This is a genomic window from Streptomyces sp. NPDC030862 (genome assembly GCF_055571835.1).
The window spans coordinates 177520-200429 of sequence record NZ_JBVIEN010000012.1; the positions used below are offsets into that span (position 1 = coordinate 177520).

16 protein-coding genes and 1 pseudogene are annotated in these 22910 nt (G+C 73.0%); 11 read left to right on the plus strand and 6 right to left on the minus strand.

The genetic code is table 11. The features are described 5' to 3' along the window. Position 1: 1 nt before the first annotated feature. Genes ACZ42X_RS29465 through ACZ42X_RS29475 form a run of 3 tightly spaced genes read right to left on the minus strand, consistent with a single transcriptional unit; the run spans position 2 to position 9890 of the window. Entirely contained in the window at positions 2-1420 is a 1419-nt protein-coding gene (locus tag ACZ42X_RS29465; protein WP_468296264.1) for a phthiocerol/phthiodiolone dimycocerosyl transferase family protein, read from the minus strand. Continuing rightward, the gene (locus ACZ42X_RS29470) at positions 1417-2601 is read right to left on the minus strand and encodes an FAD-dependent monooxygenase (protein WP_468296266.1); all 1185 of its coding nucleotides are present in this window, start codon (positions 2599-2601) and stop codon (positions 1417-1419) included. The genes ACZ42X_RS29465 and ACZ42X_RS29470 overlap by 4 nt, the downstream gene beginning before the upstream one ends. Then, entirely contained in the window at positions 2598-9890 is a 7293-nt protein-coding gene (locus tag ACZ42X_RS29475; RefSeq protein ID WP_468296268.1) for an amino acid adenylation domain-containing protein, read from the minus strand. Before ACZ42X_RS29475 ends, ACZ42X_RS29470 begins: the two co-directional genes overlap by 4 nt. A gap of 252 nt (positions 9891-10142) precedes the next feature. Between ACZ42X_RS29475 and ACZ42X_RS29480 the strand changes: the two genes are divergently transcribed. The 9 genes from ACZ42X_RS29480 (at position 10143) to ACZ42X_RS29520 (ending at position 18508) form a co-directional block, all read left to right on the plus strand. Continuing rightward, positions 10143-11510 (plus strand): cytochrome P450, encoded by a 1368-nt coding sequence (locus ACZ42X_RS29480; RefSeq protein WP_468296271.1) that lies wholly within the window; start codon positions 10143-10145, stop codon positions 11508-11510. After that, positions 11507-12853, plus strand: coding sequence for a crotonyl-CoA carboxylase/reductase (gene ccrA, locus ACZ42X_RS29485; RefSeq protein ID WP_468296274.1), 1347 nt, complete (start codon positions 11507-11509; stop codon positions 12851-12853). The genes ACZ42X_RS29480 and ccrA overlap by 4 nt, the downstream gene beginning before the upstream one ends. 49 nt (positions 12854-12902) lie before the next feature. Beyond that, positions 12903-13667, plus strand: coding sequence for a hypothetical protein (locus ACZ42X_RS29490; protein ID WP_468296277.1), 765 nt, complete (start codon positions 12903-12905; stop codon positions 13665-13667). A gap of 3 nt (positions 13668-13670) precedes the next feature. Beyond that, positions 13671-15347, plus strand: a complete 1677-nt coding sequence (gene mtnA, locus ACZ42X_RS29495; protein WP_468296280.1) for an S-methyl-5-thioribose-1-phosphate isomerase — start codon at positions 13671-13673, stop codon at positions 15345-15347. Beyond that, positions 15344-15922 (plus strand): 1,2-dihydroxy-3-keto-5-methylthiopentene dioxygenase, encoded by a 579-nt coding sequence (locus ACZ42X_RS29500; RefSeq protein ID WP_468296282.1) that lies wholly within the window; start codon positions 15344-15346, stop codon positions 15920-15922. The genes mtnA and ACZ42X_RS29500 overlap by 4 nt, the downstream gene beginning before the upstream one ends. Then, a complete protein-coding gene (gene mtnC / locus ACZ42X_RS29505) occupies positions 15919-16617 on the plus strand; it encodes an acireductone synthase (protein WP_468296285.1) in 699 nt (232 codons plus the stop codon). Before ACZ42X_RS29500 ends, mtnC begins: the two co-directional genes overlap by 4 nt. Continuing rightward, complete coding sequence (locus ACZ42X_RS29510; RefSeq protein WP_468296288.1) at positions 16614-17423, plus strand: S-methyl-5'-thioadenosine phosphorylase; 810 nt, start codon at positions 16614-16616, stop codon at positions 17421-17423. Before mtnC ends, ACZ42X_RS29510 begins: the two co-directional genes overlap by 4 nt. 70 nt (positions 17424-17493) lie before the next feature. Further along, positions 17494-17847, plus strand: a complete 354-nt coding sequence (locus ACZ42X_RS29515; RefSeq protein ID WP_468296291.1) for a tRNA-binding protein — start codon at positions 17494-17496, stop codon at positions 17845-17847. 52 nt (positions 17848-17899) lie between these two features. Next, a complete protein-coding gene (locus ACZ42X_RS29520; RefSeq protein WP_468296294.1) occupies positions 17900-18508 on the plus strand; it encodes a 4'-phosphopantetheinyl transferase family protein in 609 nt (202 codons plus the stop codon). Between the two features lie 350 nt (positions 18509-18858). Here ACZ42X_RS29520 and ACZ42X_RS29525 read toward each other — a convergent pair whose 3' ends face one another. Continuing rightward, a complete protein-coding gene (locus tag ACZ42X_RS29525) occupies positions 18859-19503 on the minus strand; it encodes a ScbR family autoregulator-binding transcription factor (RefSeq protein WP_468296296.1) in 645 nt (214 codons plus the stop codon). Positions 19504-19725: 222 nt separating this feature from the next. Between ACZ42X_RS29525 and ACZ42X_RS29530 the strand changes: the two genes are divergently transcribed. Continuing rightward, the gene (locus ACZ42X_RS29530; RefSeq protein ID WP_468296299.1) at positions 19726-20595 is read left to right on the plus strand and encodes a ScbA/BarX family gamma-butyrolactone biosynthesis protein; all 870 of its coding nucleotides are present in this window, start codon (positions 19726-19728) and stop codon (positions 20593-20595) included. Positions 20596-20617: 22 nt separating this feature from the next. Continuing rightward, positions 20618-21460 (plus strand): SDR family oxidoreductase, encoded by an 843-nt coding sequence (locus ACZ42X_RS29535; protein WP_468296302.1) that lies wholly within the window; start codon positions 20618-20620, stop codon positions 21458-21460. A 134-nt stretch (positions 21461-21594) separates the two neighbouring features. Here ACZ42X_RS29535 and ACZ42X_RS29540 read toward each other — a convergent pair whose 3' ends face one another. After that, entirely contained in the window at positions 21595-22407 is an 813-nt protein-coding gene (locus ACZ42X_RS29540; protein WP_468296304.1) for a sensor histidine kinase, read from the minus strand. A gap of 104 nt (positions 22408-22511) precedes the next feature. Continuing rightward, positions 22512-22910 (minus strand): annotated as a pseudogene (locus ACZ42X_RS29545) (2-oxoacid:ferredoxin oxidoreductase subunit beta); the annotation flags it as partial.

Below are 22910 nucleotides of genomic sequence, written 5' to 3' on the forward strand. Positions count from 1 at the left end.
CCTACGGGTGCTTGACGGCGGTGCGGACCGCCTCCAGCGAGGAGGCGGCGAGGCGCTCGGCCCGGTCCGCGGGCACGGCGCCCTCGACGTGCGTGAAGTTCCAGGCGAGACGCCCGTGGGCGGTGGTGATCGCGGCGCAGTAGTACGCGTTGACGGACAGACCGGCGATGAACTCGGCCGAGGTCACCCGCCAGGGCCCGACGGCGTCCGGGAAGTCGTACCGGCCGACGTTGGAGACGCAGAGGGTGATCGGGCCCTTCTCCTCCATGAAGCGGAGGAAACGCTCGCTCTTCGCCACGGACTTGGGGGCCACCGGCCCGAGCGTGGCGACGGCCGTCAGGTGCTCGCCGCGCCGCCGGCGGCGCGCGAGGTCCCGGCTGATGGCCCGGGCCATCGGCCACAGGGGGGCGCCCGGCCGGTAGTCCACGATCGAGGGCACGGTGGCGACGTACGTGCCGATCTCGTCCTCGGTGACCTGCGGGACCAGCGCGTCGCGGAAGGTGATGGGTGAACCGATCACCAGCGGGCCCGGCCGGTCGCCGGCGTCCTGCGCCGCCGCGGTCGCCATCGCCGCGGCCAGCGCCCCGTGCACGGTGGTCTGTTCGCGCTTGCACGCCGCGACGAGTTCGGCGAGCTCGTCGGCGGCGAGCGAGCGGCCCAGGAGCTGGGTGACGCGCCCCTCGAAGGGCACGCGGGACGTGGGCTCGAAGCGGCGCGGCTTGATCCGCTTGGCCGTGCCCTGGTCGGCGATCTGCTGGCCGACGACCTTGCGCAGGCCCGCCAGGCCCCGGTGAGCGGCCGGCAGCAGCTGCTCGGGCGCGGGCAGGGTCCGCAGGGAGCCGGTCCGCGGGGCCCGCTCCGCGTCCTGGGACTCGGACGCGGCGATCCCGGCGGCGAGCTCGACCCACTGCCGCATCAGCGTGAGCACCGTGGTGCCGTCGGCGATGCAGTGCGGCACGGTCAGCACCAGGTCGTGCACGTCCGGGGCGCCGTCGCCGCCAGGCCGGGTCACGACGAGAGCGCGGGCCAGCGGCCCTGTGCGCCAGTTGACGGCGGTGACGAGCTCGTACGCGTTGACCTCCCGCTCCCACGCCTCCGCGCCACCCCCGTCACCGTCCGGGCCGGCGGCCGGGGCGGTGACGGTGACGGTGCGCAGCGGCACCTCGCGGCCCGGCGCGGGCCGGAACCGCGGGTTGCGGCCCTGTGCGTCGGCCGTGATCGCGGACCGCAGCAGGGGGTGACGGCTCTGGAGCGCCGCGAGCGCGCGCGAGGCCAGCCCCGCGTCGAAGGGTCCGTACAGCCGGGCGTGCGAGATGACGTTGAGCGGGGAGATCTGGTCGCAGATCCAGTACCACCGCTCCAGGGGGCTCAGCGGACGGTCCGCCTCGGCGGCGGCGTCGGCCGCGTTCCACGTGGTCACTGCCTGGCCTCCAGGGCGAAGTCGAGGTATTCGGCGTTGGTCTTGTCCAGCACGGACGCGGGCGCGAACCGGAAGAACAGGTCGCGGCCGAGGATGCGCAGCCGCGACTCGGTCTGTTCCAGGCCGCTGAGCGCGTGGGCACCCTCGACGATCTTCCGGGTGCGGGCCCGCCGGGCGGCCTCGTAGGAGCGCAGCCCCCGGCGGGCGCCGTCCCCGGCGGCGATCGCGTCGCGCAGGCAGTGGGCGAGGACCGCCGCGTCCTCGACGGCCATGCAGGCGCCTTGGCCGAGGCTGGTCATCATCGGGTGGGCGGCGTCCCCGAGCAGGGTCACCGGGCCGTCGCCCCACTGCTCCAGGAACGGCCTGTCGCGAGCGGGGAAGGCGGTGATCGCCTCGATCGGGGTGGCTTCGACGGCCGCCACGACCTCCGGGGCCCAGCCTGCGTAGGCGTCCAGGATCTCGTCCTTGCCGCCGCGCCAGTCGCGGGCCCGCTCGACGGGCATGTTCTTGGTGCCCCACCAGTAGACCTGGCCGTTGCCGATGTTGGCGATGCCGAAGCGCTTGCCGCGCCCCCAGTAGTGGGCGCCGTACTGCTTGGGCACCCGCGGGTGGGTGAAGTCGGGGGTGGCGACCCAGCACAGGTAGCCGGTCTCGCGCGGCTCCTCCGGGCCGGCCACCTGGCGCCGGATCGCCGAGCCGAAGCCGTCGGCGCCGATCAGTACGTCACCGCGGGCCTCGCGGCCGTCGGCGAACCGTACGGTCACCCCGTCCGCGTCCTGCTCGTACCCGGTGGCGGCGGCGTCGAGGGTGAGCGGGCAGTCGTCGATCTCCTTCAGCAGCAGTTGCTGCAGCAGGGTGCGGGAGATGCCGAAGCTGGGCGCGCCGAGCCGGTCGCAGATCTCCTTGAACCGCAGGGTGCGGATGACCTTGCCGGAAGTGGTCAGGAAGTGCAGCTCCTCCAGGATCTCCGCGTGCTCCTCCAGGCGCAGATCGATGCCGAGCGTGCGCAGCGCGAGGACGGAGTTGGTCATGAAGGACAGGGCACCGCCGGCGGGCTTCAGCTCCCGGGCCCGCTCGTAGACCTCGACGTCCAGGCCGACCTTGCGCAGGGTGGCGGCGGCGGTGAGCCCGCCGATGCCCGCCCCTACGACGATCGCCTTGATGTTCCTGCCGGCCGTCACTGTGCGGTCCCTTCGTCGGAGGTGTGCTCGGTCTGTGCGTGCGGCGCGTCCGCGGCCCGCGCTGCCCGCGCCGCGTCGGGCACGGCGTGCGGGGTGATGGCCTGGCCGACGGATTGCACGTACGGCTCGTCCAGGAGCAGCAGGTGGTCGCCCGGGACCTCCACCACGTCGACACGGCCGCTGGTGAGGGTCGCCCAGCCGTTCGCCGGGGCCTCGTGCAGGGTGCGGGCGGCGCCGTGCATCGGGCGCAGGACGTCCGGCAGCGGCGCGGTCGCCTTGACCAGGGTCAGGTCGATCGGCTCGGGTGCGGGCATGTAGTCCCGCAGCGCGTTCCAGTTCGCCTTGTAGACCTCGAAGAGCCGGCGGATGGCGGTCCGGGCCGTGGCCACCGGGACGATGCCCACGGCCGCCGCGCGATCGGCGATGTAGTCCAGCCGCTCGTCGTCGGTGGTCAGGTCGGCCGGGATCCGGTCGACGGGCGCGCTGCCGCCGCGGTCGACCCAGATCAGCTCCCAGAAGAACCACTCCATCATGGCCTGTTCGGCGACCTCGGGCCGCTGGCCCGGGTCCGGCGCGATGGAGTCCAGCAGGATCAGCTGGGCCAGCTCGGCCTCCCCGGTCCGGCGCAGCTCGCGCGCCATCTCGAAGGCCACGAACCCGCCGAACGACCAGCCGCCGAGCCGGTACGGGCCCTCCGGCTGGATGCGCTTGATCGCGTCCAGGTAGCTGCGGGCCAGTCCGGCCATCGTGGTGATCGGCTCGGTGCCCGGTTCGCCGCCGGCCGCCTGGAGTGCGTACAGCGGCTGGTCGTCGGGCAGATGCCGGGCGAGCCGTACGTAGCAGAGCACGTTGCCGCCGAGCGGGTGGACCAGGAAGACCGGGGTGCGGCCGCCCTCGTCGGACGCGACGGCCCTGATGGGCACGACCGGGTCGAAGGCGGCGACCGCGGCACCGGAGCGCAGTTTGTCGGCGAGCATGGCGATGGTCGGCGCGGCGACGAAGGCGGTCAGGGGCATGCGGAGGCCGAACCGCTTCTCGATGGTCACGATGAGCCGCATCGCGGTCAGCGAGGTGCCGCCGGAGGCGAAGAAGTCGTCGTGCACACCGATGTGGGGCAGGTTCAGCATCTCCCCGAAGATCGCGGCGAGGGACTGCTCCATGGCGTCGCGCGGCAGCGTGGGCGCGACCGCCTCGGCCGTCTTGAGTTCCATGCGGCGCAGGGCGGCGTCGTTCCGCTTGCCGCTCGGGGTCATCGGCAGGCGGTCCAGCCACACCAGGTGGGCGGGCACCATGTAGTCGGGGAGCACGCGGCGCAGCCGGGTGCGGATCTCGCCCAGGTCGGCCGAGCCCTCCTCACCGAGCAGGAACCCGACGAGGAACGACTCCCCGCCGGGGCCGCGCTTCTGGGCGACCACGGCGGCGCCCCGGATGCCCGGGAACTCGTCGGACAGGGCGGTGATGGCGATCTCCACCTCGGCCGGCTCGACGCGGAACCCGCGTACCTTGACCTGGTCGTCGGCGCGGCCCAGCCACACGGCGTTCCCGTCGGGCAGGACGCGGCCGACGTCGCCGGTGCGGTAGAGGCGCGCCCCGGCCCGGGTGGGGTGCGGTAGGAACCGCTCCTCCGTCAGGTCCGGGCGGCCCTTGTAGCCCAGGGCCAGACAGGCGCCGCCGAGGTAGATCTCGCCGTGCACGCCGACGGGAACCGGCCGCAGCCGGTCGTCCAGGACGTGGATCTCGGCGCCGTCGATGGCCGTGCCGATGGGCGGCAGGGCGGGCCAGTCCGCCGGGTCGCCCGACAGCAGGTAGGCGCTGGCGATGTTGGTCTCGGTCGGCCCGTACTGGTTCTCCAGCAGGGTGGGCCGTACGGCGCAGAACCGGCGCAGCTCCTCGGTGACGCGCAGCTGCTCACCGGAGGAGATCAGGATGCGCAGGGCACGCGGCCGGATGCCCAGCAGGTCGGAGGTCTCCGCCACGGTCTGGAGCGCGACGAACGGCATGAACCAGCGCTCGATCTCCTGCTCGTCGAGGAGGCGCAGCAGGGTCGCCGGGTCGCGGCGGTCGGTCTCGGAGACCAGGTGCAGGGTGCCGCCGCAGGCCATGGTGGAGAAGATCTCCTGGAAGGAGACGTCGAAGCTGAGCGGGGCGAACTGCAGGGTACGGGCGCCGGGCGCGTTGGTCTCGGCGCGCAGCTGCCACTGCGTGTAGTTGGCCCAGAGGCGGTGCGGGAGTTCGACGCCCTTGGGCTCACCGGAGGAGCCCGACGTGAAGAGGATCAGGCACAGGCTGTCGAGCGGCAGCGCGACCGGCGCCTCCGGCGCGGGGGCGGCCTCCTCGAAACCGGGCGTACCCGGCATCGGGATCGTCTCGACGGGGAGCAGGAGCTCCGGGTCGGGCACGAGAGCGGCGTGCGCGGCGTGGGCGATGACCCGGAACGGCGCCGCCCGCCCGATCATCAGGGCGATCCGCTCGGCCGGGTAGCTGACGTCGAGGGGGACGCAGGCCGCGCCGGCGCGCAGGACGCCGAGCACGGTGGCGATCATCTCCGGCGAGCGGTCCAGGGCGATGCCCACCCCGGCGCCGGCCGGTACGCCGAGCTCCCGCAGCCGTGCCGTGACCTGGGAGGCGGCCCGGTCGAGGTCGCGATAGGTCCAGCGGACGTCGCCGAACACGACGGCTTCCGCGTCGGGCTGCCGGGCCGCCATGGCGGTGAACCTGCTGACCACGTCGGCCGGTTCGGGCGCCGGGTTGGCCGGGAGGTCACCCCGGGGCGCCAGGAAGTCGAACTGCACGGCTTCCGAGGGGTGTTCCGTGATCCGGCGCAGCACCGCGGTGTACACGTCGGCGAAGAGGGCGGCCTGGGTGGCGGTGAAGGCACGGGCGGCGCAGTTGAGGCGCAGCCGGACCCGGCCGTCGCGCGGGTCGACGATCGCGTTGGTGAGCAGACCGAAGTTGGTCTCCTCGTACGTCGTCAGGTCGAGCAGTTCGAGCCGGTCGGTGCGCAGCTGTGCTTCCAGGTTGTGCAGCCGTACGAAGGTGAACGCGGTGTCCAGCAGCGGGGCGCCGCCGCGGTCGCTCTGGATCGCGCTGAGGGGGTAGGCCCGGTAGGGGTGCGAGTCCCGCTCCTGGCCGACGACGTCGCGCAGCAGGTCGAGCCAGGATCCCCGGCCGCCGCGCAGCCGGAACGGCATGGTGTTGAGGAACAGGCCGGCCATCCGTTCGGCCTCGGCGACCTCGGGGCGGCCGTGGGTGACCAGGCCGGTCGTGACGTCCTCGGCCCCCGTGAGCAGCCGCAGGGTCAGGCAGTGCGTGGCGAACAGCACGAGCCGCAGGGGTATCGCGTGCTCCCGGGCGAGGTCCTTGACCCCGCGCTCCACGTCCTCGGGGAGGTCGATGTGGTGGACGACGTCCCCGCCCGCCCGCGGCGCCTCGTAGGGCACGAACGGGTCGAGCTGCGCCGGTTCGGCCCCGTCGAGCAGGGTGCGCCAGTAGTCCGCGGCCTCCGCCGAGTCCAGCAGCGCCCGCTCCTGGCGTACGTGCTCGGCGGCGGACGGCAGCGTCCGGTCCGGGACGGGGCCGACCGGCGCGCCCAGCCCGTGCTGGTAGTCCTGGAGCAGCTCGCTCATCACGTTGGCGACGCTCCAGCCGTCCAGGATGGCGTGGTGGAAGCTGAGGACCAGGTCCAGCACGCCCTCACGGACGTGCACCCGGGTGTGGTGCAGCCCCGGCCGCTCGTGGTCGTACGGGAAGTGGCGGCGCTCCTCGATGTGGGCGAGGACCCGCGTCTCGGCTTCGGCTTCGGCTCCGCGCAGGTCGACGACGTCCAGGGTGCCGGTGACCTCGGGGTGCACGATCTGGAGCGGCTCGGTGTACTCGCCCAGGGAGAAGGAGGACCGCAGCACGGGATGCCGCTCGAGCAGCCGCGCGTATGCGGCGCGGAAGGCCCGCTCGTCCCAGTCGACGCGCAGCCGGTAGCGGAACACGTCGCGGTAGACGGTGGTGCTGCCCTCTTCGCTGCCGTGGTAGATCATGCCCAGGTGCAGCTGGGTGGCCGGGTACGCGTCGACGGCGCCCATGCCCAGCAGCCTGGCCTTGTCCATGCCGGTGACCAGCGCGAACGGCTCCAGAGGCGCCGCCTGTGAGGTGGTCTGCGGATCGAGCGGGCGCACCTGGGGGGCCAGGGCGGCGATGGTGGTGTAGCGGGCCATGTCGGGGAGGGTGACGGCCAGGCCGCGCTTCTCGGCCGCGGCCCGGACGCGCAGCATGGTGATGGAGTCGCCGCCGAGCACGAAGTAGTCGTCGTGGACGCCGACCCGTTCGGCGCCCAGCACCTCGGACCAGATCTCCGCCAGCGCCTGCTCGGTCGCGTCGCGCGGGGCGGTGTGCGCGGAGGCGTCGGCGGCGGTCCGGTGCGGCAGGGCCCGCAGCAGGGTACGCCGGTCCGCCTTGCCGTTGGGGGTCAGCGGGATCGCGTCGATCCGCGCGAACCGGGCGGGGATCATGTACTCGGGCAGGTCACGGGCGAGTTCCGACCGCAGCAGGGACTGGTCGAGCTCGGAGTCGGCCAGGTACGCGCCGATGAGCGAGCCGCCGCGGTCCTGCGACACGCGGTGCAGGACCACCGCGCCGCGGACGCCCGGGACCAGCGACAGCCGGTGTTCGACCTCGCCGAGCTCGATGCGGTTGCCGCGGATCTTGACCTGTCCGTCGATCCGGCCCAGGTACTCCAGGCTGCCGTCGGCGAGCCGGCGGGCCAGGTCCCCGGTGCGGTACAGGCGTTCGCCGGGTGTGAAGGGGTGGTCGACGAAGGACTGCGCCGTGAGGTCCGGCCGCCCCAGGTACCCGCGGGCCAGACCGACGCCGGCGATGCACAGCTCGCCGGGGGCGCCGACGGGCTGCGGGTTGCCGTACGGGTCGAGGACGTGCAGCTCGGTGTTGTCGATGGGCCGGCCGATCGGGACCCGCTCCACCCGCGTGTCCGGGCCGGTGGGGCAGTCCCAGTACGAGACGTCGACGGTGGCCTCGGTGGGGCCGTACAGGTTGACCAGTGCGGGCGCCGCCGACGCGAAGACCCGGTTGAAGCGGTTGACGTGTTCGGGCTGGAGGGCCTCGCCGGAGCAGAAGATCCGGCGCAGCGACGCGGCCCGCCGGACGAGTTCGGGGCGCTCCTCCAGCAGCTCCAGGAACTGGCCGAACATGGAGGGCACGAAATGCGCGACGGTGACCTTCCGGTCCGCGATCGTGTCCAGCATCTCCCGCGGGTCCTTCTCGGCACCCGGTGCGAGGAGGGTCAGCCCGGCGCCGGCCGACTGCCACCAGAACAGCTCCCACACGGACACGTCGAAGGTGACCGGGGTCTTCTGGAGCAGGACGTCGTCCTGGCCGATCGGGTAGCCGCGCTGCATCCAGTTCAGCCGGTTGACCACCGAGCGGTGCTCGACCATGACGCCCTTGGGGCGGCCGGTGGAGCCCGAGGTGTACAGCACGTAGGCGAGGTTGCGCGGGCCGGCCGTCTCGGGCAGGGCCCCGGCCGGCACCTCGGGCAGTTCCCCGTCGGCCCGTCGGACGACCACGCCGGGGAGTTCGGGCAGGGCGGGTGCGCCGGGGCCGGTCAGTACGGCACGTGCACCGCTGTCCTCCAGCAGCAGCCGGATCCGCTCGGCCGGGTGGCCCGGGTCCACCGGCACGTAGGCGGCGCCCGCCTTGAGCACGCCGAGGACCGCGGGCAGCAGCGCGGGCGACCGCTCCATCAGCACCGCGACCCGGTCGCCGGGCTCCACGCCGTCGCCGCGCAGGGCGTACGCGAGGCGGGCGGCGCGGTCGTCGAGTTCGGCGTACGTGAGGGAGTCGTCCGGACCGGGGCCGGTCACGGCCGTACGGTCGGGGGTGCGGGCGGCCTGCTCCGCGAAGAGGCCGTGCAGGGTGGCGTCCTCGGGGAAGGGGGCGCTGGTGCGGTTGTGGCCCTCGACCAGTTCGGCCCGCTCCTTCGCATCGAGAGCGGAGAGCGTGGACACCGGGCGGTCGGGTGTCTCCAGGGCGGCGAGCACCAGGTTCCGCACATGGCGGCCGAAGGACTCCACGGGGAAGTCGGAGTCGAAGACGTCGGTGGCGTAGTCGAGCTCGACCAGGACGTCCTCGCCGTCCGCGACCTCGTTCACGACGACCGCGAGCACATCGTGGTCGTGGGCGCGGGTGGCGCCGGTGGTCTCCTGCGTGGTGCCGGGCAGGTCGTGGGCGGCGGGCCACTGCACGTACGAGAGCGTCACGTCGAACAGCGACCGGGCCGCACCTCCTCCGACGGCGGCCGGCGCCTCGCGCAGCACGTCGCCCAGCGGCATCCGCTCGTGGCGCTGGAGTTCGCGCGAGTCCCGCAGGACGGAGCCGACCAGGTCGGTGAAGGTGGCGGACGCGTCCGCCCGCACGGGCAGCGGCAGGGTGTTGGCGAACTGTCCGACCGTGCGGCGCTGGTCCCGGCCGCGGCGGTTGAACAGGGGAACACCCAGCACCACGTCCTCGGTCAGGTGCAGGCGCGAGAGGTGCACCGCGAAGGCCGCCGCGACGAAGGCGAACGGCGACTCGCCGCGCTCCCGGATCCGGGCGACGGCGCCGGCCGGCAGCGCGAAGGAGTGCCGGGCCGACGTGCGCTGCCCACTGGGTGCCTTGCGGGCGAACAGCGGGGGCTCCAGCCCGGCCAGCATGGTGCGGAAGTACTCCTGGTCCTTCGCGTACTGCGCCGAGCCGCGGTAGCGCTCCTCGTCCGCCAAGGCGGCCAGGGCCGACGGCTCCGGCTCCGCGCCGGGAGCCGGCTCCTCGCCGGCCGCCGCCGCGACGGTCTGCGCGAGCAGCAGGTTCAGCGCCCACGCGTCCGCCACGATGTGGTGCGCCCTGATGAAGACGTGGGCGGCGTCCGCGCTCTCCTTGAGCACCGCCAGTTCACAGGCCGGTCCCTCGCCGAGGGCGAACGGCCGGTCGTACGCGGCCTCGATCCACTCGGTGATGCGGGCGCCGGCGTCCGCTCCGCTCCCGCTGAAGTCCAGCACCTCGACCTGCGGCCGGGCCTGCGCCACCCGCTGCTGCGGGACCCCGTCCACCTCGCGGAACTCCAGCCGCAGCGCGTCGTGACGGGCCGCCACGGCGCCGAGCGCCGCCGCGAGCTCCTCGGTCCGCACCGCGCCCGAGAAGCGGCGCGCCAGGTACAGGTTGAACTGGGGAAGCCGTGGAAACAGTGCATGCGCCACCCAGATGTCGCGCTGGTAGGCCGTCAACGGTGACCACACGGATGAACTCACGATTCCCCTGCTCAGTCGATCGCATGCTGACTTCAGGGTCACAGCCTGCACGGATGTGCCCGCGCCGATCCAGAAATTACGGTTCCTGGTATTCCTGATACCAGGCACGCCGGCAATAGGTTCCCAATACCGGAGAACCGCCTGCCTGGATCATTCGGAAAAATATGGACACTCCACTTACCCCCCTGGCGGAGCGTGGTTTGATCTGGCCAGAATCCTGAGTCCCAGGAAATTCGACCGGAAAGGAAGTCCGTGAGACAGGTACCGCTGGTCGTCGGCCACCCCCTACTCGGATCGCTCAAGGAGCTGCGGCACGATGTGCTGGCGGCCTACCTCCGGGCCCGGAGCACCGTCGGCGACGTGGTGCGCTTCCAGGCCGGCCCGCCGGGCGCGCGGACCGAGATGTACGGGGTCTTCTCCGCCGACGGTGTCCAGCAGGTACTCGCCTCGCAGTCGGCCAATTTCCGCAAGGACAATCCGACGTACACCGAGATCCGGGAATCCGTCGGAAATGGCCTGCTCACCAGCCAGGACGACGAGTACGTCTTCCAGCGGCGCATGGTTCAGCCGTTGTTCACCCGGCGCCGGGTGCACGAATACGCGGGCGCGGTGCATGCTGAAATAATTCGGTCCGTCTCCGGCTGGCAGACACGGCCCGATGGTGTCGTGGACGCGTCCGCGGTAATGACGGAATTTGCCCTTCGTGCGGTGAGCCGTATTCTCTTCGGAGCCGACGTCGAGGCCGCCGTGGACGTGGTGCGCCGCCAGTTCCCGGTCATCGGCGAGAGTGTGCTGCGCCGCGGGGTCTCGCCCGTGCGGCTGCCCCGGACGTGGCCCACTCCCGCCAACCGCCGGACACAGGCCGCCCAGCGCGAGCTGTTCGGGATCTGCGACCGGATCATCGCCCAGCGCGCCGGCGCCGACGAGGCCGACGACATGATCTCGCTGCTGGTCCGGGCCCGCGACGAGGACGGTGCGGGACTGAGCGCCGACGCCGTCCGCGATCAGGTCCTGATCTTCCTGCTGGCCGGCTACGAGACCACCGCGACGACGCTCGGCTACGCCCTGCACCTGCTCGCCGGTGACGCCGAGGTGCGCGCCCGCGCCCGCGCCGAGGTCGACGACGTCCTGGCCGGCCGCGCCCCGGGAGCCGCCGACGTGGAGGCCCTGCCGTACCTCAACCAGGTGCTGAAGGAGACCATGCGCGTCTATCCCGCCGTCGCCATCATGGGGCGCCGCGCGGTCGCCGAGGCCGAGGTGGACGGGTTCCGCATCCCGGCGGGGGCCGACGTCTACCTGGCTCCCTGGGTCACCCACCGGCACCCCGCCTACTGGGCGCGGCCGGACGACTTCGACCCCGAGCACTTCACGCCCGAGGCGGAGGCGGCCCGCCCGCGGTACGCCTGGTTCCCCTTCGGCGGCGGCCCCCGCGCCTGCATCGGGCAGCACTTCTCGATGCAGGAGGCGGTCATCGTGCTCGCGGCCGTCCTCCAGCGCTTCGACGTCGAAGCGCACGATCCACCGGGCCGACGGGTCCCCGTGGACCTCGGCATGGCCCTGCGCCCCGCCGGCCCCCTGCTGGTCCGCGTGCGGCCCCGTACGAAGGAGGCCGTGGCATGAGGCAGCTCCTCGACACCCTTCTCGCCCCCGCCGCCGACCGGTCACCCGGCGACATCGCGGCCCTGCCCCTGCCCGAGTCCTACCGGGCGGTCGTGCTGCGTGCCGAGGACACCGCCATGTTCGACGGCATCCCCACCGGCGAACGGGATCCGCGCAAGTCCCTGCACGTGGCCGAAGTGCCGGTACCCGAACTGGGCCCCGGCGAGGCCCTGGTGGCCGTCATGGCCTCCTCGGTCAACTACAACACGGTGTGGAGCTCGATCTTCGAACCTCTGCCGACCTTCGCCTTCCTGGAGCGGTACGGGCGGACCTCGCCGCTCGCCAAGCGCCACGACCTGCCGTACCACGTCATCGGCTCCGACCTCGCGGGCGTCGTCCTGCGCACCGGCCCCGGCGTCAACGCCTGGAAGCCGGGCGACGAGGTGGTCGCGCACTGCCTGTCGGTGGAGCTGGAGAGCCCCGACGGCCACTCCGACACGATGATGGACCCCGAGCAGCGCATCTGGGGCTTCGAGACCAACTTCGGCGGCCTGGCGGAGATCGCCCTGGTGAAGTCCAACCAGCTGATGCCCAAGCCCGGCCACCTCAGCTGGGAGGAGGCGGCGGCGCCGGGCCTGGTGAACTCGACCGCGTACCGCCAGCTGGTCTCCCGCAACGGCGCCGGCATGAAGCAGGGCGACAACGTGCTCATCTGGGGCGCCAGCGGCGGCCTCGGCTCGTACGCCACCCAGTTCGCGCTGGCCGGCGGCGCCAACCCGATCTGCGTCGTCTCCAGCGAGCAGAAGGCGGAGATCTGCCGCTCGATGGGCGCCGAGGCGATCATCGACCGCAGCGCCGAGGGCTACAGGTTCTGGAAGGACGAGCACACCCAGGACCCCAAGGAGTGGAAGCGCTTCGGCAAGCGCATCCGCGAGCTCACCGGCGGCGAGGACGTGGACATCGTCTTCGAGCACCCCGGCCGCGAGACCTTCGGCGCCAGCGTCTACGTCACCCGCAAGGGCGGCACCATCACCACCTGCGCCTCGACGTCGGGCTACATGCACGAGTACGACAACCGCTACCTGTGGATGTCGCTGAAGCGGATCGTCGGCTCCCACTTCGCCAACTACCGCGAGGCGTGGGAGGCCAACCGCCTGATCGCCAAGGGCAAGATCCACCCCACCCTGTCGAAGGTGTACTCCCTGGAGGAGACGGGTCAGGCCGCGTACGACGTCCACCGCAACCTCCACCAGGGCAAGGTCGGCGTCCTCGCGCTGGCCCCCGAGGAGGGCCTGGGCGTGCGCGACCACGAGTTGCGCGCCCGGCACATCGACGCCATCAACCGCTTCCGCCCCGAGCAGTGAGAACCACGAGCCGAACGGCGCCGGGCATCCCCCGAGAGGTGAAACAGCTTTGAGATCCACCGCGTTCACACGTACGGAAGGCGGCGCGAGCGAGACCCTCCCCGCAGGCTCCTTCTACCGCGACGGCGGCGCACCCGCCATCATGCGTGCCGCCCACTTCCCCGACGAGCTGCTCTCCTATCTCCAGATGGAGGGCCTCGCGGCGCTGAAGTCCGCCATCCGCCACCGCTGTGACAGCCTGGTCGAACTGGGCTGCTACGACGGACGGGCCCTGGAGGTCGCGCGCGCCGCCGGCCTGCCCTACCTGGGCATCGACATCTCGCCCGGCGCCATCGCCCGCCTCAACCGGCGCATCCACGAGGAGGGCCTCGACGGGCAGGCCCGCGGTCTCCTGGGCGACGTGCTGCACAGCAGCTCCTGGGCCCTGGAAATCGGCGGCCGGCGCCCGCTGCAGCTGTTCCCGTTCAACCTGCTGGGCAACTTCGCCGAACCCGAGAAGGTGCTCCACAGCGCCGCCGCGGCAGGCGGGATCGGTGTGATCTCCGTCTTCGACGAGCAGCCGTCGACCACCGCGGTCCGCCGCGCCTACTACACGGCCTGCGGCATCGAGGAGCTCGACGAGGTCCCCGGCGACTACGGCGGCGTCGCCTTCCAGGGCGAGGGCGGCTTCGCCTCCCAGTCCTTCAGCGCGGAGGGCCTGCTGGAACTCCTCGGCTCGGTCGACGCGACCGTCCTGCACACCACCACCAACCGCCTCGGCCAGTGCGTCACCGTACGTCTCGGCGGCGGGCTCGACTTCGGACCGGAGGACTGACCCGTGGCCCCCAAGCCGAGTTCCGTCCGCACGCCGCGCCCCTCGCTGGAGTGGTCCGACGGGGTGGTGCTGGCCGTCGACCAGCGGGCCCTGCCCCATGAGTACCGGCTGTTGCGGCTGGAGACCGTCGACCAGCTGATCGACGCCATCCAGACCCTGGCCGTGCGGGGCGCGCCCGCCATCGGTCTGGCCGGTGCCCTGGGCGTCGCCATGTCGGCGTTCCGGCACACCGATGAGGCCGCGGGCACCCTCGACCGGGCCGCCGTGCGCGCGGACGCGGCCCGGATCGCCGCCGCCCGGCCCACCGCCGTCAACCTGGCGTGGGCCGTCGAACGGGTGCTGGGCGTCCTGGGCGACGGCAGGCAGGCCGTCCTCGACGAGGCCCTCGCCATGCTGGACGAGGACATCACCGTCAACCGGGCCGCCGTGGACCGCGCCTGCGAGCTGGTGCTCTCGCTCACCCCCGACCGGCCGCTGCGCATCCTGACGCACTGCAACACGGGCCGGCTGGCCACCGCCGCGCTGGGCACCGCCCTGGGGGTGATCATCGAGCTGTCCGGGCGCGGTCTGGTCGAAGAGGTCCTGGTCGACGAGACCCGGCCACTGCTCCAGGGCGCCCGGCTGACCGCCTGGGAGCTGGGCGAGGCCGGGGTGCCGTACCGGCTCTGCGTGGACTCCGCCGCCGCGTCCGCCCTCGCGCGCGGCCTGGTCGACGTGGTCCTGGTCGGAGCCGACCGGATCGCCGCCAACGGGGACGTCGCCAACAAGATAGGCACCTACGGCCTCGCGTTGGCCGCCACCCGCCACCACATCCCCTTCATCGTGGTCGCCCCCGAGTCCACCCGGGACCCTGCGCTGCCCGACGGCTCCGGGATCGTCATCGAGGAGCGCTCCGCGCACGAGGTGACCTCCTTCGCGGGCACCGCGGTCGCCCCGGCGGGCGCGGGCGTCTACAACCCCGCCTTCGACGTCACCCCGGCCGAGCTCATCACCGCCGTGGTCACCGAGAAGGAGTCCCTTCGTCCGGCCTCGACCCGGCAGCGGCTCGGCGCCGACCTCGCCCGCTTCTCCCGCCAGTTCTACGAGCGCGGGTGGATGCCCGCCACCTCCGGCAACCTCTCGGTACGGCTGCCCGGCGAGTCCGGGCACGCCCTGATCACCGCCAGCGGCCGGGACAAGGGCGACCTCACCCCCGCCGACACCGTTCTCGTGGACGCCCGGACGGGAGAACCCGCCGAGGAGGGCGGGCTGCGGGCTTCCGCCGAGACGTGCATCCACGCCGCCGTCTACCGGACCACCGACGCCGGCGCCGTCGTCCACGTCCATTCGCCGTACGCCACCGCCGTGGCGAGCCGTGTCGGCGCGGCCGGCGGGACCCGGACCCTGGAGCTGGCCGGCCACGAACTCCTCAAAGCACTCGGCCTGTCCGACCCCTCGCGCACCACCCTGCCGGTCTTCGCCAACCACGCCGAGGTACCGCGGATCGCCGCCGAACTCGAGGCGTACCTGCGCTCCGACGCCCCCTCGGGAAGCCCCGAACGGGCACCCGGCCTGCTGATCACCGACCACGGGGTGACGGTCTGGGGCCGGGACCTCGCCCAGGCCCGCAACCGGCTCGAATGCATCGAGGCCGTCTGCCGGCAACTCGTACTCGCCACCGGCCAGGGAGGCCACGGATGACCCTGCTCCACGTCATGCCGGACGACGCTCCGGAGACCGTACTGCTGCGGACGCGCGACGCCGAAGAGATCGCCGCCGCCCTGCGCGAGCACGCGGTCGAGCTGCGCCACTGGGAGGTGCGCGGCCCGGTCGCCGGCGGAACCGACCCCGCCGAGGTGCTGGAGCGCTACCGCACCGAGGTCGACGCACTCCGCGCCGCCGAAGGCCTGCGCCTCGTCGACGTGGTGATGCTGCACCCCGAGGACAACGACGCCTGGCGGGAGAAGGCCGCGGGCGCGCGCTCCGCCTTCCTGGAGGAGCACCGGCACAGCGAGGACGAGGTCCGCTTCTTCGCACACGGCACCGGCTGCTTCTACCTGCACCTGGGGGGCAAGGTCCTCGCGGTGGTGTGCGAGGCGGGCGACCTGCTGTCGGTACCGGCGGGCACCACCCACTGGTTCGACATGGGGCCGGAGCCCGAGTTCTGCGCGATCCGCTTCTTCGAGCGCGAGGACGGCTGGGTCGGCGACTTCACCGGCGACCCGATCGCCCAGCGCTTCCCGCGCCTGGACGCGCTGCTGGCGGCCGCCGGATGAACGTCCTGACCGCCGAGGCGGTGGTGCTCGACATCGAAGGCACCACCGGTTCGGCCGCCCACGTCCGCCGGGTCCTCTTCCCGTACGCACGGCAGAGGATCGCCGGCTGGTTCGCCGCGCACCGGGACACCCCGCTCCACGGCGAACTGGTCCGCGCGACCGGCGCGGCCGACGAGGCGGATGCCGTCCGCACCCTGACCCGGTGGGCCGACGCCGACGTCAAGGCCGCCCCGCTCAAGGCGGTCCAGGCGCGGATCTGGGCCGAGGGGTACGCCGACGGCAGCCTCGCCGGGCACGTCTACGGTGACGTGCCCGGGGCGCTCGCCGCCTGGGCCGAGGCGGGCATCGGCCGCTACATCTACTCCTCCGGGGCCGCCGCCGCCCAGCGCGACTGGTTCGCGACCACGGCGTACGGCGACCTGACCCGCCACCTCGACGGTTACTTCGACCTGGAGAACACCGGGCCCAAGGACGACCCGGACTCCTACCGCCGGATCGGCCGGACCCTCGGGGCCCCGGCCGGGCGGATCCTCTTCCTCAGCGACGCGCCGGCCGAGCTGGCCGCCGCGGCGGCGGCCGGCTGGCAGACCGTACGGGTCCAGCGTCCGGAGGACCCGGCCCCCGAGGGCCTGGCCGAGCACGGCCCCCACCCCACCATCCAGACCCTGACCGAGATCCAGGTGGTACGAGCGTGAGCACGGCATCGACATCCGCACCGGCGGAGATAGGCGTCATCGGCGGAAGCGGCTTCTACGAGCTGCTCGAAGGCGCCGAACAGGTCGAGGTGACCACCCCGTTCGGCGATCCCTCCGCTCCGCTGGCCATCGGCACGGTCGCGGGCCGCCGGGTGGCCTTCCTCCCGAGGCACGGCCGCGACCACGAGTACCCGCCGCACCGGATCAACTACCGGGCGAACATCTGGGCCCTGCGCGCGGCCGGTGTCCGGCAGATCCTGGCGCCGTGCGCGGTCGGCTCGCTGCGCCGCGACCTGGGCCCCGGCACCATCGTCGTCCCCGACCAGCTGGTCGACCGGACGAGCGGCCGCGTCCAGACCTTCCACGAACGGGGCGCGGTCCACGTCCCGTTCGCCGACCCGTACTGCGCGCACGGCACGGCCGCAGTGGCCGAGGCGGGCGGTGAGGGCGTGCGCACCGGTGGTGCCATGGTGGTCATCGAGGGCCCGCGCTTCTCGACCCGCGCGGAGTCGCAGTGGTATGCGGCCCAGGGGTGGTCCCTGGTGAACATGACGGGCACACCCGAGGCGGTGCTCGCCCGCGAACTCGCGGTCTGCTACACCTCCCTGGCCCTCGTCACCGACCTGGACGCAGGCCTGGACGAGGAGGAGAGCGTGTCCCAGGACGAGGTCTTCAAGGTCTTCGCCGCGAACACCGAGCGGATGCGGTCCCTCGTCCTGCGCACCGTGGAACTGCTCCCCGCCGACCGCACCTGCCGCTGCGCCCGTGCCCTCGACGGCATCACGCTCCCCTTCGAACTACCGTAAGCAGCACGCGTCTTCCCGCCTCCGCGCCACGACGTCCGACCGTGGCGTCCCGACGATCAGAGCGAGAACCATGAGCGACAGCACCGCGCCCAAGCCCCTGACCGACCCGGCCCACTTCTTCTCCTCCGACATTCGCGTCGGCCGCGTCCTGACGGTGGAGGAGTTCCCGGAGGCCCGCAAGCCCGCGTACAAGATCACCGCCGACTTCGGCGCGGCCGGAGTGCTGGCCACGAGCGCGCAGGTCACCAACTACCGGCCCGAGGAGCTGAAGGACCGCCTCGTCGTCGGCGTGATCAACCTCGGGAAGAAGCGGATCGCCGGATTCACCAGCGAGTTCCTCCTCCTTGGCTCGTACGACTCGGACGGCGCGGTCCAGCTCCTGTCACCGGAACCCGCGGCCGCCCCGGGCGATGTCGTCGGCTGACCCGCTGCCACCACCGCTCCCGTGCGGCGTGCCCGGCGTCCACCTCTCACGGGTGACGCCCCGGAAGGCCCACGCGGAGCGCAACGCGGGGATCCTGAGCGCGGCGGAGCGGGCCCGACTGGCCCGCTTCGCCCGCGCCGAGGACCGCGACCGCTTTCTGGCCGCGCACGTGGCGCTGCGCATCCTGCTCGGGGAGAGGCTCGGGCAGCGGCCCGAGCACGTCCGGATCCACCAGGCGGCGTGCGCCGGGTGCGGCGGTCCACACGGCCGCCCCGTGATCCCCGGGAACCCCGCCCACTTCAGTCTCGCGCACGCCGGCGACCTCTTCGTGATCGCCCTGTCGGAGCGGGCGGTGGTCGGAGTGGACGTGGAGCGCATCCCCGCGCACGTACTTCCGGGCGCCCTGCACCCGGCGGAGGAAGCCGAACTCGCCCTGCTGCCCGCCGCCGAGCGCCCAGCGGCCTTCGCCCGCGCCTGGACCCGCAAGGAAGCGGTGCTCAAGGCGCGGGGCACCGGCCTCCAGACCGACCCCACCACCCTTCTGGTGGGCACGGCCCCCACACCGCTTCCCGATCCCGCCTGGCACCTCACCCCGATACCCGCGCCCCCTCCGTACACCGCCACGCGCGCGGTCCTCCACGAGGGCCTGTCCGGCGGCTGAGGCCCTTCGCGCGGGCGTTGCGGCGCTTCCGCGTCGGCGCGACGTCTCCTGCTGCGGGAAAGGGCCGCCGGGGGACCGGGCGGTACGACTGGCCGGCCATGGGCGGCCCGGGCACGTCCGCGGGGACGGCGGCGGCCGCTTCGGTGGGTGCGAGGTGAGCCTGGTGTTCACCGGCCTGCGGGGCGGCGGGGCGAGGCGCGGCCGGGGTGGCTCGGAGGTGGGGGAGGGGCAGGGGCCGGCGATCCGTGGGGGGATCCAGTGGGGGGATCGTTCCCGCGGTCGCGCGTCGTGGGCCGGCGCGCGCGGTGCGGGCGTACGTGGGGGTGTGCGTGGCGGCGTGCGTGCGGGGTTCAGTCCTGCGCGGCGGCCAGTTCGGCCGTGATGCGGTCCGTGCGACCGGACGACAGGTCCAGTGCGGCGAGTACGGAGGGCACCGCCAGGCTCGGGAGGATGTGGCGCTGCATGGAGATGTAGCGCTCTTCGAGGTCCGCGTAGTCGCTGAGGGTCTGGGACACCATCTGGATGCCGGTGAAGGCGCCCATGATCAGCTCCGCCGCCTCGGCGGTGTTCACGTGCGGCAGCAGCTCGCCGTTCTCCTGGGCCTGGTTGAGGAGTCCCAGCAGCATCTCCCGCCACCGCAGGAACGGCCCCCGCCGGTCCAGGGTGTGCGCCTGCTGGTCCATGGAGAGCCGTACCCCGGCCCGGGTGAGCTGGTTGGTCCGCAGCCGGTGGGTGAACCAGAGGCCCATGTCGACCAGTTCCTGCAGCTTCAGGGGCTGCGGCGGAACCTGCTCCGGCGGCTCCTGGGCATCGAACACACCGAGCGCCAGCTCCTCCTTGGACTGGAAGTGGAAGTAGAGAGCGCCCTTGGTCACCCCGGCCACCTTGAGGATCTCGGTGATGGTGGCCGCCTGGTACCCCTGTCGCTCGAAGACGACCGCCGCCGCCTCCAGGATCGTCTGGCGGGTGCGGATCGCGCGATCCTGCTTGGCCACGCCTGCCTCCTCTGTCTTTGTCATCGCCGGGTGATCACGTCCCGTCAGTGACCGGTCACCCTAGAAAAAAAACCGCTCAGTCTGTATCTTATCAGTGCGCGCGCACCACAGACCAGTTTCGCCCGCCATGTGCCCCGGGGGGGACCCATGTACTCAGATGCCCTTATGTCGGGTGTGGCCATAGCCACCCGTCCGCAGAGAAAAACCGGTCAACCGGTTCCCATGGAGCTCGTCCACCGGACCAGACCCGAGGACGCCTTCCCGTACCACTGGACCCGCACGGACGAGGACCGGTTCTCGGTCAGCGCACGACTCCCGCACGACCACCCGTTCTTCGCGCCCGTGCACGGCGACCGCCACGACCCGATGCTCCTCATGGAGGCGATGCGGCAGGCCGCCATGCTCGTCTTCCACGCCGGGTACGGCGTCCCGGTCGGCCACCACTTCCTGATGTCGGGCCTGGACTACGCCTGCTACCCCGAGCACCTGGCGGTCGGAGGGGAGCCGGCCGAGGTGGACATCGAGACCACCTGCTCCGACCTCGTGTGGCGCGGTGCCACCCTCGTCCGGGGGCGGGTCGACTGGCTCGTCCGCCGCGACGGCCACCTCGTCGCCGCGGGCACCGGACTGCCCCGGTTCATCAGCCCGTCCGTCTACCAGCGGATGCGCGGCGACCACGCCATGCCCCGCCCCTGGCGCGCCACCACCCGGGCGCTGTCCGCCGTCACGGCCGGCCGGACCCGCGACGAGGACGTCGTCCTGTCGCCCACGCTCCACCGCAACCTGTGGGAACTGCGCGTCGACACCGCCCACCGCACCCTCTTCCAGCGGCCCAAGGACCACGTGCCCGGCATGCTCCTGCTGGAGGCCGCCCGCCAGGCCGCCTGCGCCGCCACCGCCGGCGCGCGGTTCGTCCCCACCGCCGGCATCACGCGCTTCGACCGGTACGCCGAGTTCGACCGGCCCTGCTGGATCAGGGCCGTGGTCCTGCCGGACAGCGCCCCCGGCACCCTCGCCGTCCGCGTCACCGGACAGCAGGACGCCGAGAGCGTCTTCACCGCCACCCTGTCCGGGCCCACGCCCACCCGCTGACCGTACCCCCGGAAGGAGTGCCATGATCCTGGTGACGGGGGCGACGGGGGCGGTCGGCCGAGAGGTCGCCCACCTCCTGTGCGGGCGGCGGCCCTTACGCATCCTCGCCCGAGACCCGGGCCGGGTGTGCGTCACGGGGCCCGGCGTCGAGACCGTACGCGCCGACTACGCCGACCGGGACTCCCTGGACGCGGCCCTGCGCGGCGTGGACGCCGCCCTCCTGGTGACCAACCGCGTCACCGAACCCGACGACGCCCGGTTCGTACGGGCCGCCCGCGACGCCGGCGTACGGCACGTGGTCAAACTGTCCATGCTCGCCGTCATGGAGCCCGCCAACGACCTCATCACCCGCACCCAGCGCCGGAACGAGGCCGTCATCCGCGACTCCGGACTCGCCTGGACGTTCCTGCGCGCCCGCACCTTCATGTCCAACACGCTGTCCTGGGCCCCCGGCATCCGCACCGAGGGAGTCGTCCGCGCCCTGTACGGCACCTCCCGCGTCGCCTGCGTCGACCCGCGCGACATCGCGGCCGTCGCCGTCCGCGCCCTCATCGAACCAGGTCGGCACGAGGGCCGGGCGTACGCCCTGTCGGGGCCGGAGGCCATCAGCGCGGCCGAGCAGACCGCCCAGCTCGCCCAGATCATCGGACGGCCCCTGCGGTTCGAGGAGCTCACCCGGAGCGAGGCCGAGGAGCGGCTGCTGCGCCGCCACCCGCGGCCCGTGGCGGAGGCGTTCCTCACCAGCGCGGAGCGGCAGCGGGCCGGTGGCAAGGCCGCCGTCCTGCCGACGGTGCGCCACCTCACCGGCCGGCCCGCCCGGACCTTCCGGGACTGGGCGGCCGACCACGCCGCCGCGTTCGCCTGACGGACGCCGCCGCAGGGCGGGCGCGCCCCGGCGCCCGCCCGCTCCACCGACGAGGGCCCCGCATCCCGCGCGGGGCCCTCCTCGTGTCGTACGCGGCGTACGCGGCGTACGCGGCGTACCGGTGACGCGTCTCGTCATCCGCGCTCCTCCCGCGGACGCAGCGGGAGGTGGACGCCGACCCGGGTGCCCTCGCCGGGCGCGCTCTCCACCGTGAGACGGCCCCCCAGGTCCTCCACCCGGTCCGCCATCGACCGCAGGCCCGGAGCCCGGTGGCCCGCCGCCAGGACGGCCGCGGTGTCGAAGCCGGCCCCGTCGTCGACGACACCCACGTGCGCCCAGCGCCGGGTGAAGCGGAGCGTCACCGTCACCTGCCGGGCGTCGGCGTGACGCAACGCGTTGTACAGGGCCTCACGGGCCGTCAGGAACAGCTCCCTGCGGCACACGTCCGCCAGCAGCCGCTCGTCGCCCGTCGCCCGGAACCGCACCTCCGTGCCACCGGACCCGACCGCGTCCGCGAACTCCTCCAGCGCCTCGACCAGAGGCGGCAGCACGGTCTGCTCGTACAGGCCCCCGGTGAGCCGCCGGGTGACGTCGATGGCCTGCAGCAGCGCCTCGCGGGCCTCCTCCAGGTGCGCGCACGCCGCCGGCTCCGCGGCTGCGGCGTGCAGCTCGATCCGCCGGGCGGCGGCCTCCAGGGCGGTGCCCAGCTCGTCGTGGACCGTACGGGCCAGCCTCCGCCGCTCCCGCCACACCTGGTCGCCGTGGTCCCGGGCGAGAGGCATCCGTTCCGGCCAGGCCGGGTCCTCGGGGGCGCCGCCGACCCGCCGGGCCCGGCCGTAGGCCGAGCGGTGGAGGCCTTCCTGAAGCGACCGGGCGAAGCCGTCGCCCACGACGGCTTCGAGCCAGGCGAGACCGTGCTGCTGGACGAGGGCGGCAGGGGCGCTCATCGGTCCTCCTCGGGCAGAGCTGACGGGAACGGGAAAGAGCGAGCGGGCCGCGCAGGGCGAGCCACGGCCGTTAACAAACCGGTTACGCGGTTTTCGGGTGGTCTTCAGGCCCCAGTGACCGTCCAGGTGTCGCCGCCGGTCAGGAGTGCGGCGAGGTCGCCCTTGCCCTTGTGTTCGATGGCGGTGTCGAGCTGGTCGGCCATTTGTGTGTCGTAGACGGGGCGGTCGACGCTGCGGAAGACGCCGATGGGGGTGTGGTGGAGGGTGTCGGGGTCGGCGAGGCGGGAGAGTGCGAAGGCGGTGGTGGGGCTGGGGTTGCGGGCGTCGTGGACCAGGATGTGGGTTTCGTTGTCGGGGGTGACGGTGACGGCGGTGAGGTCGCCGGTGGCCGGGTCGCGTACGACGCCCTTGGTGTGGTCGGTGCCGAAGCGGATGGGCTGTCCGTGTTCGAGGCGGATGACGGCCTCTTCGGCTTGCTGTTTGTCTTTGAGGGCGTCGAAGGC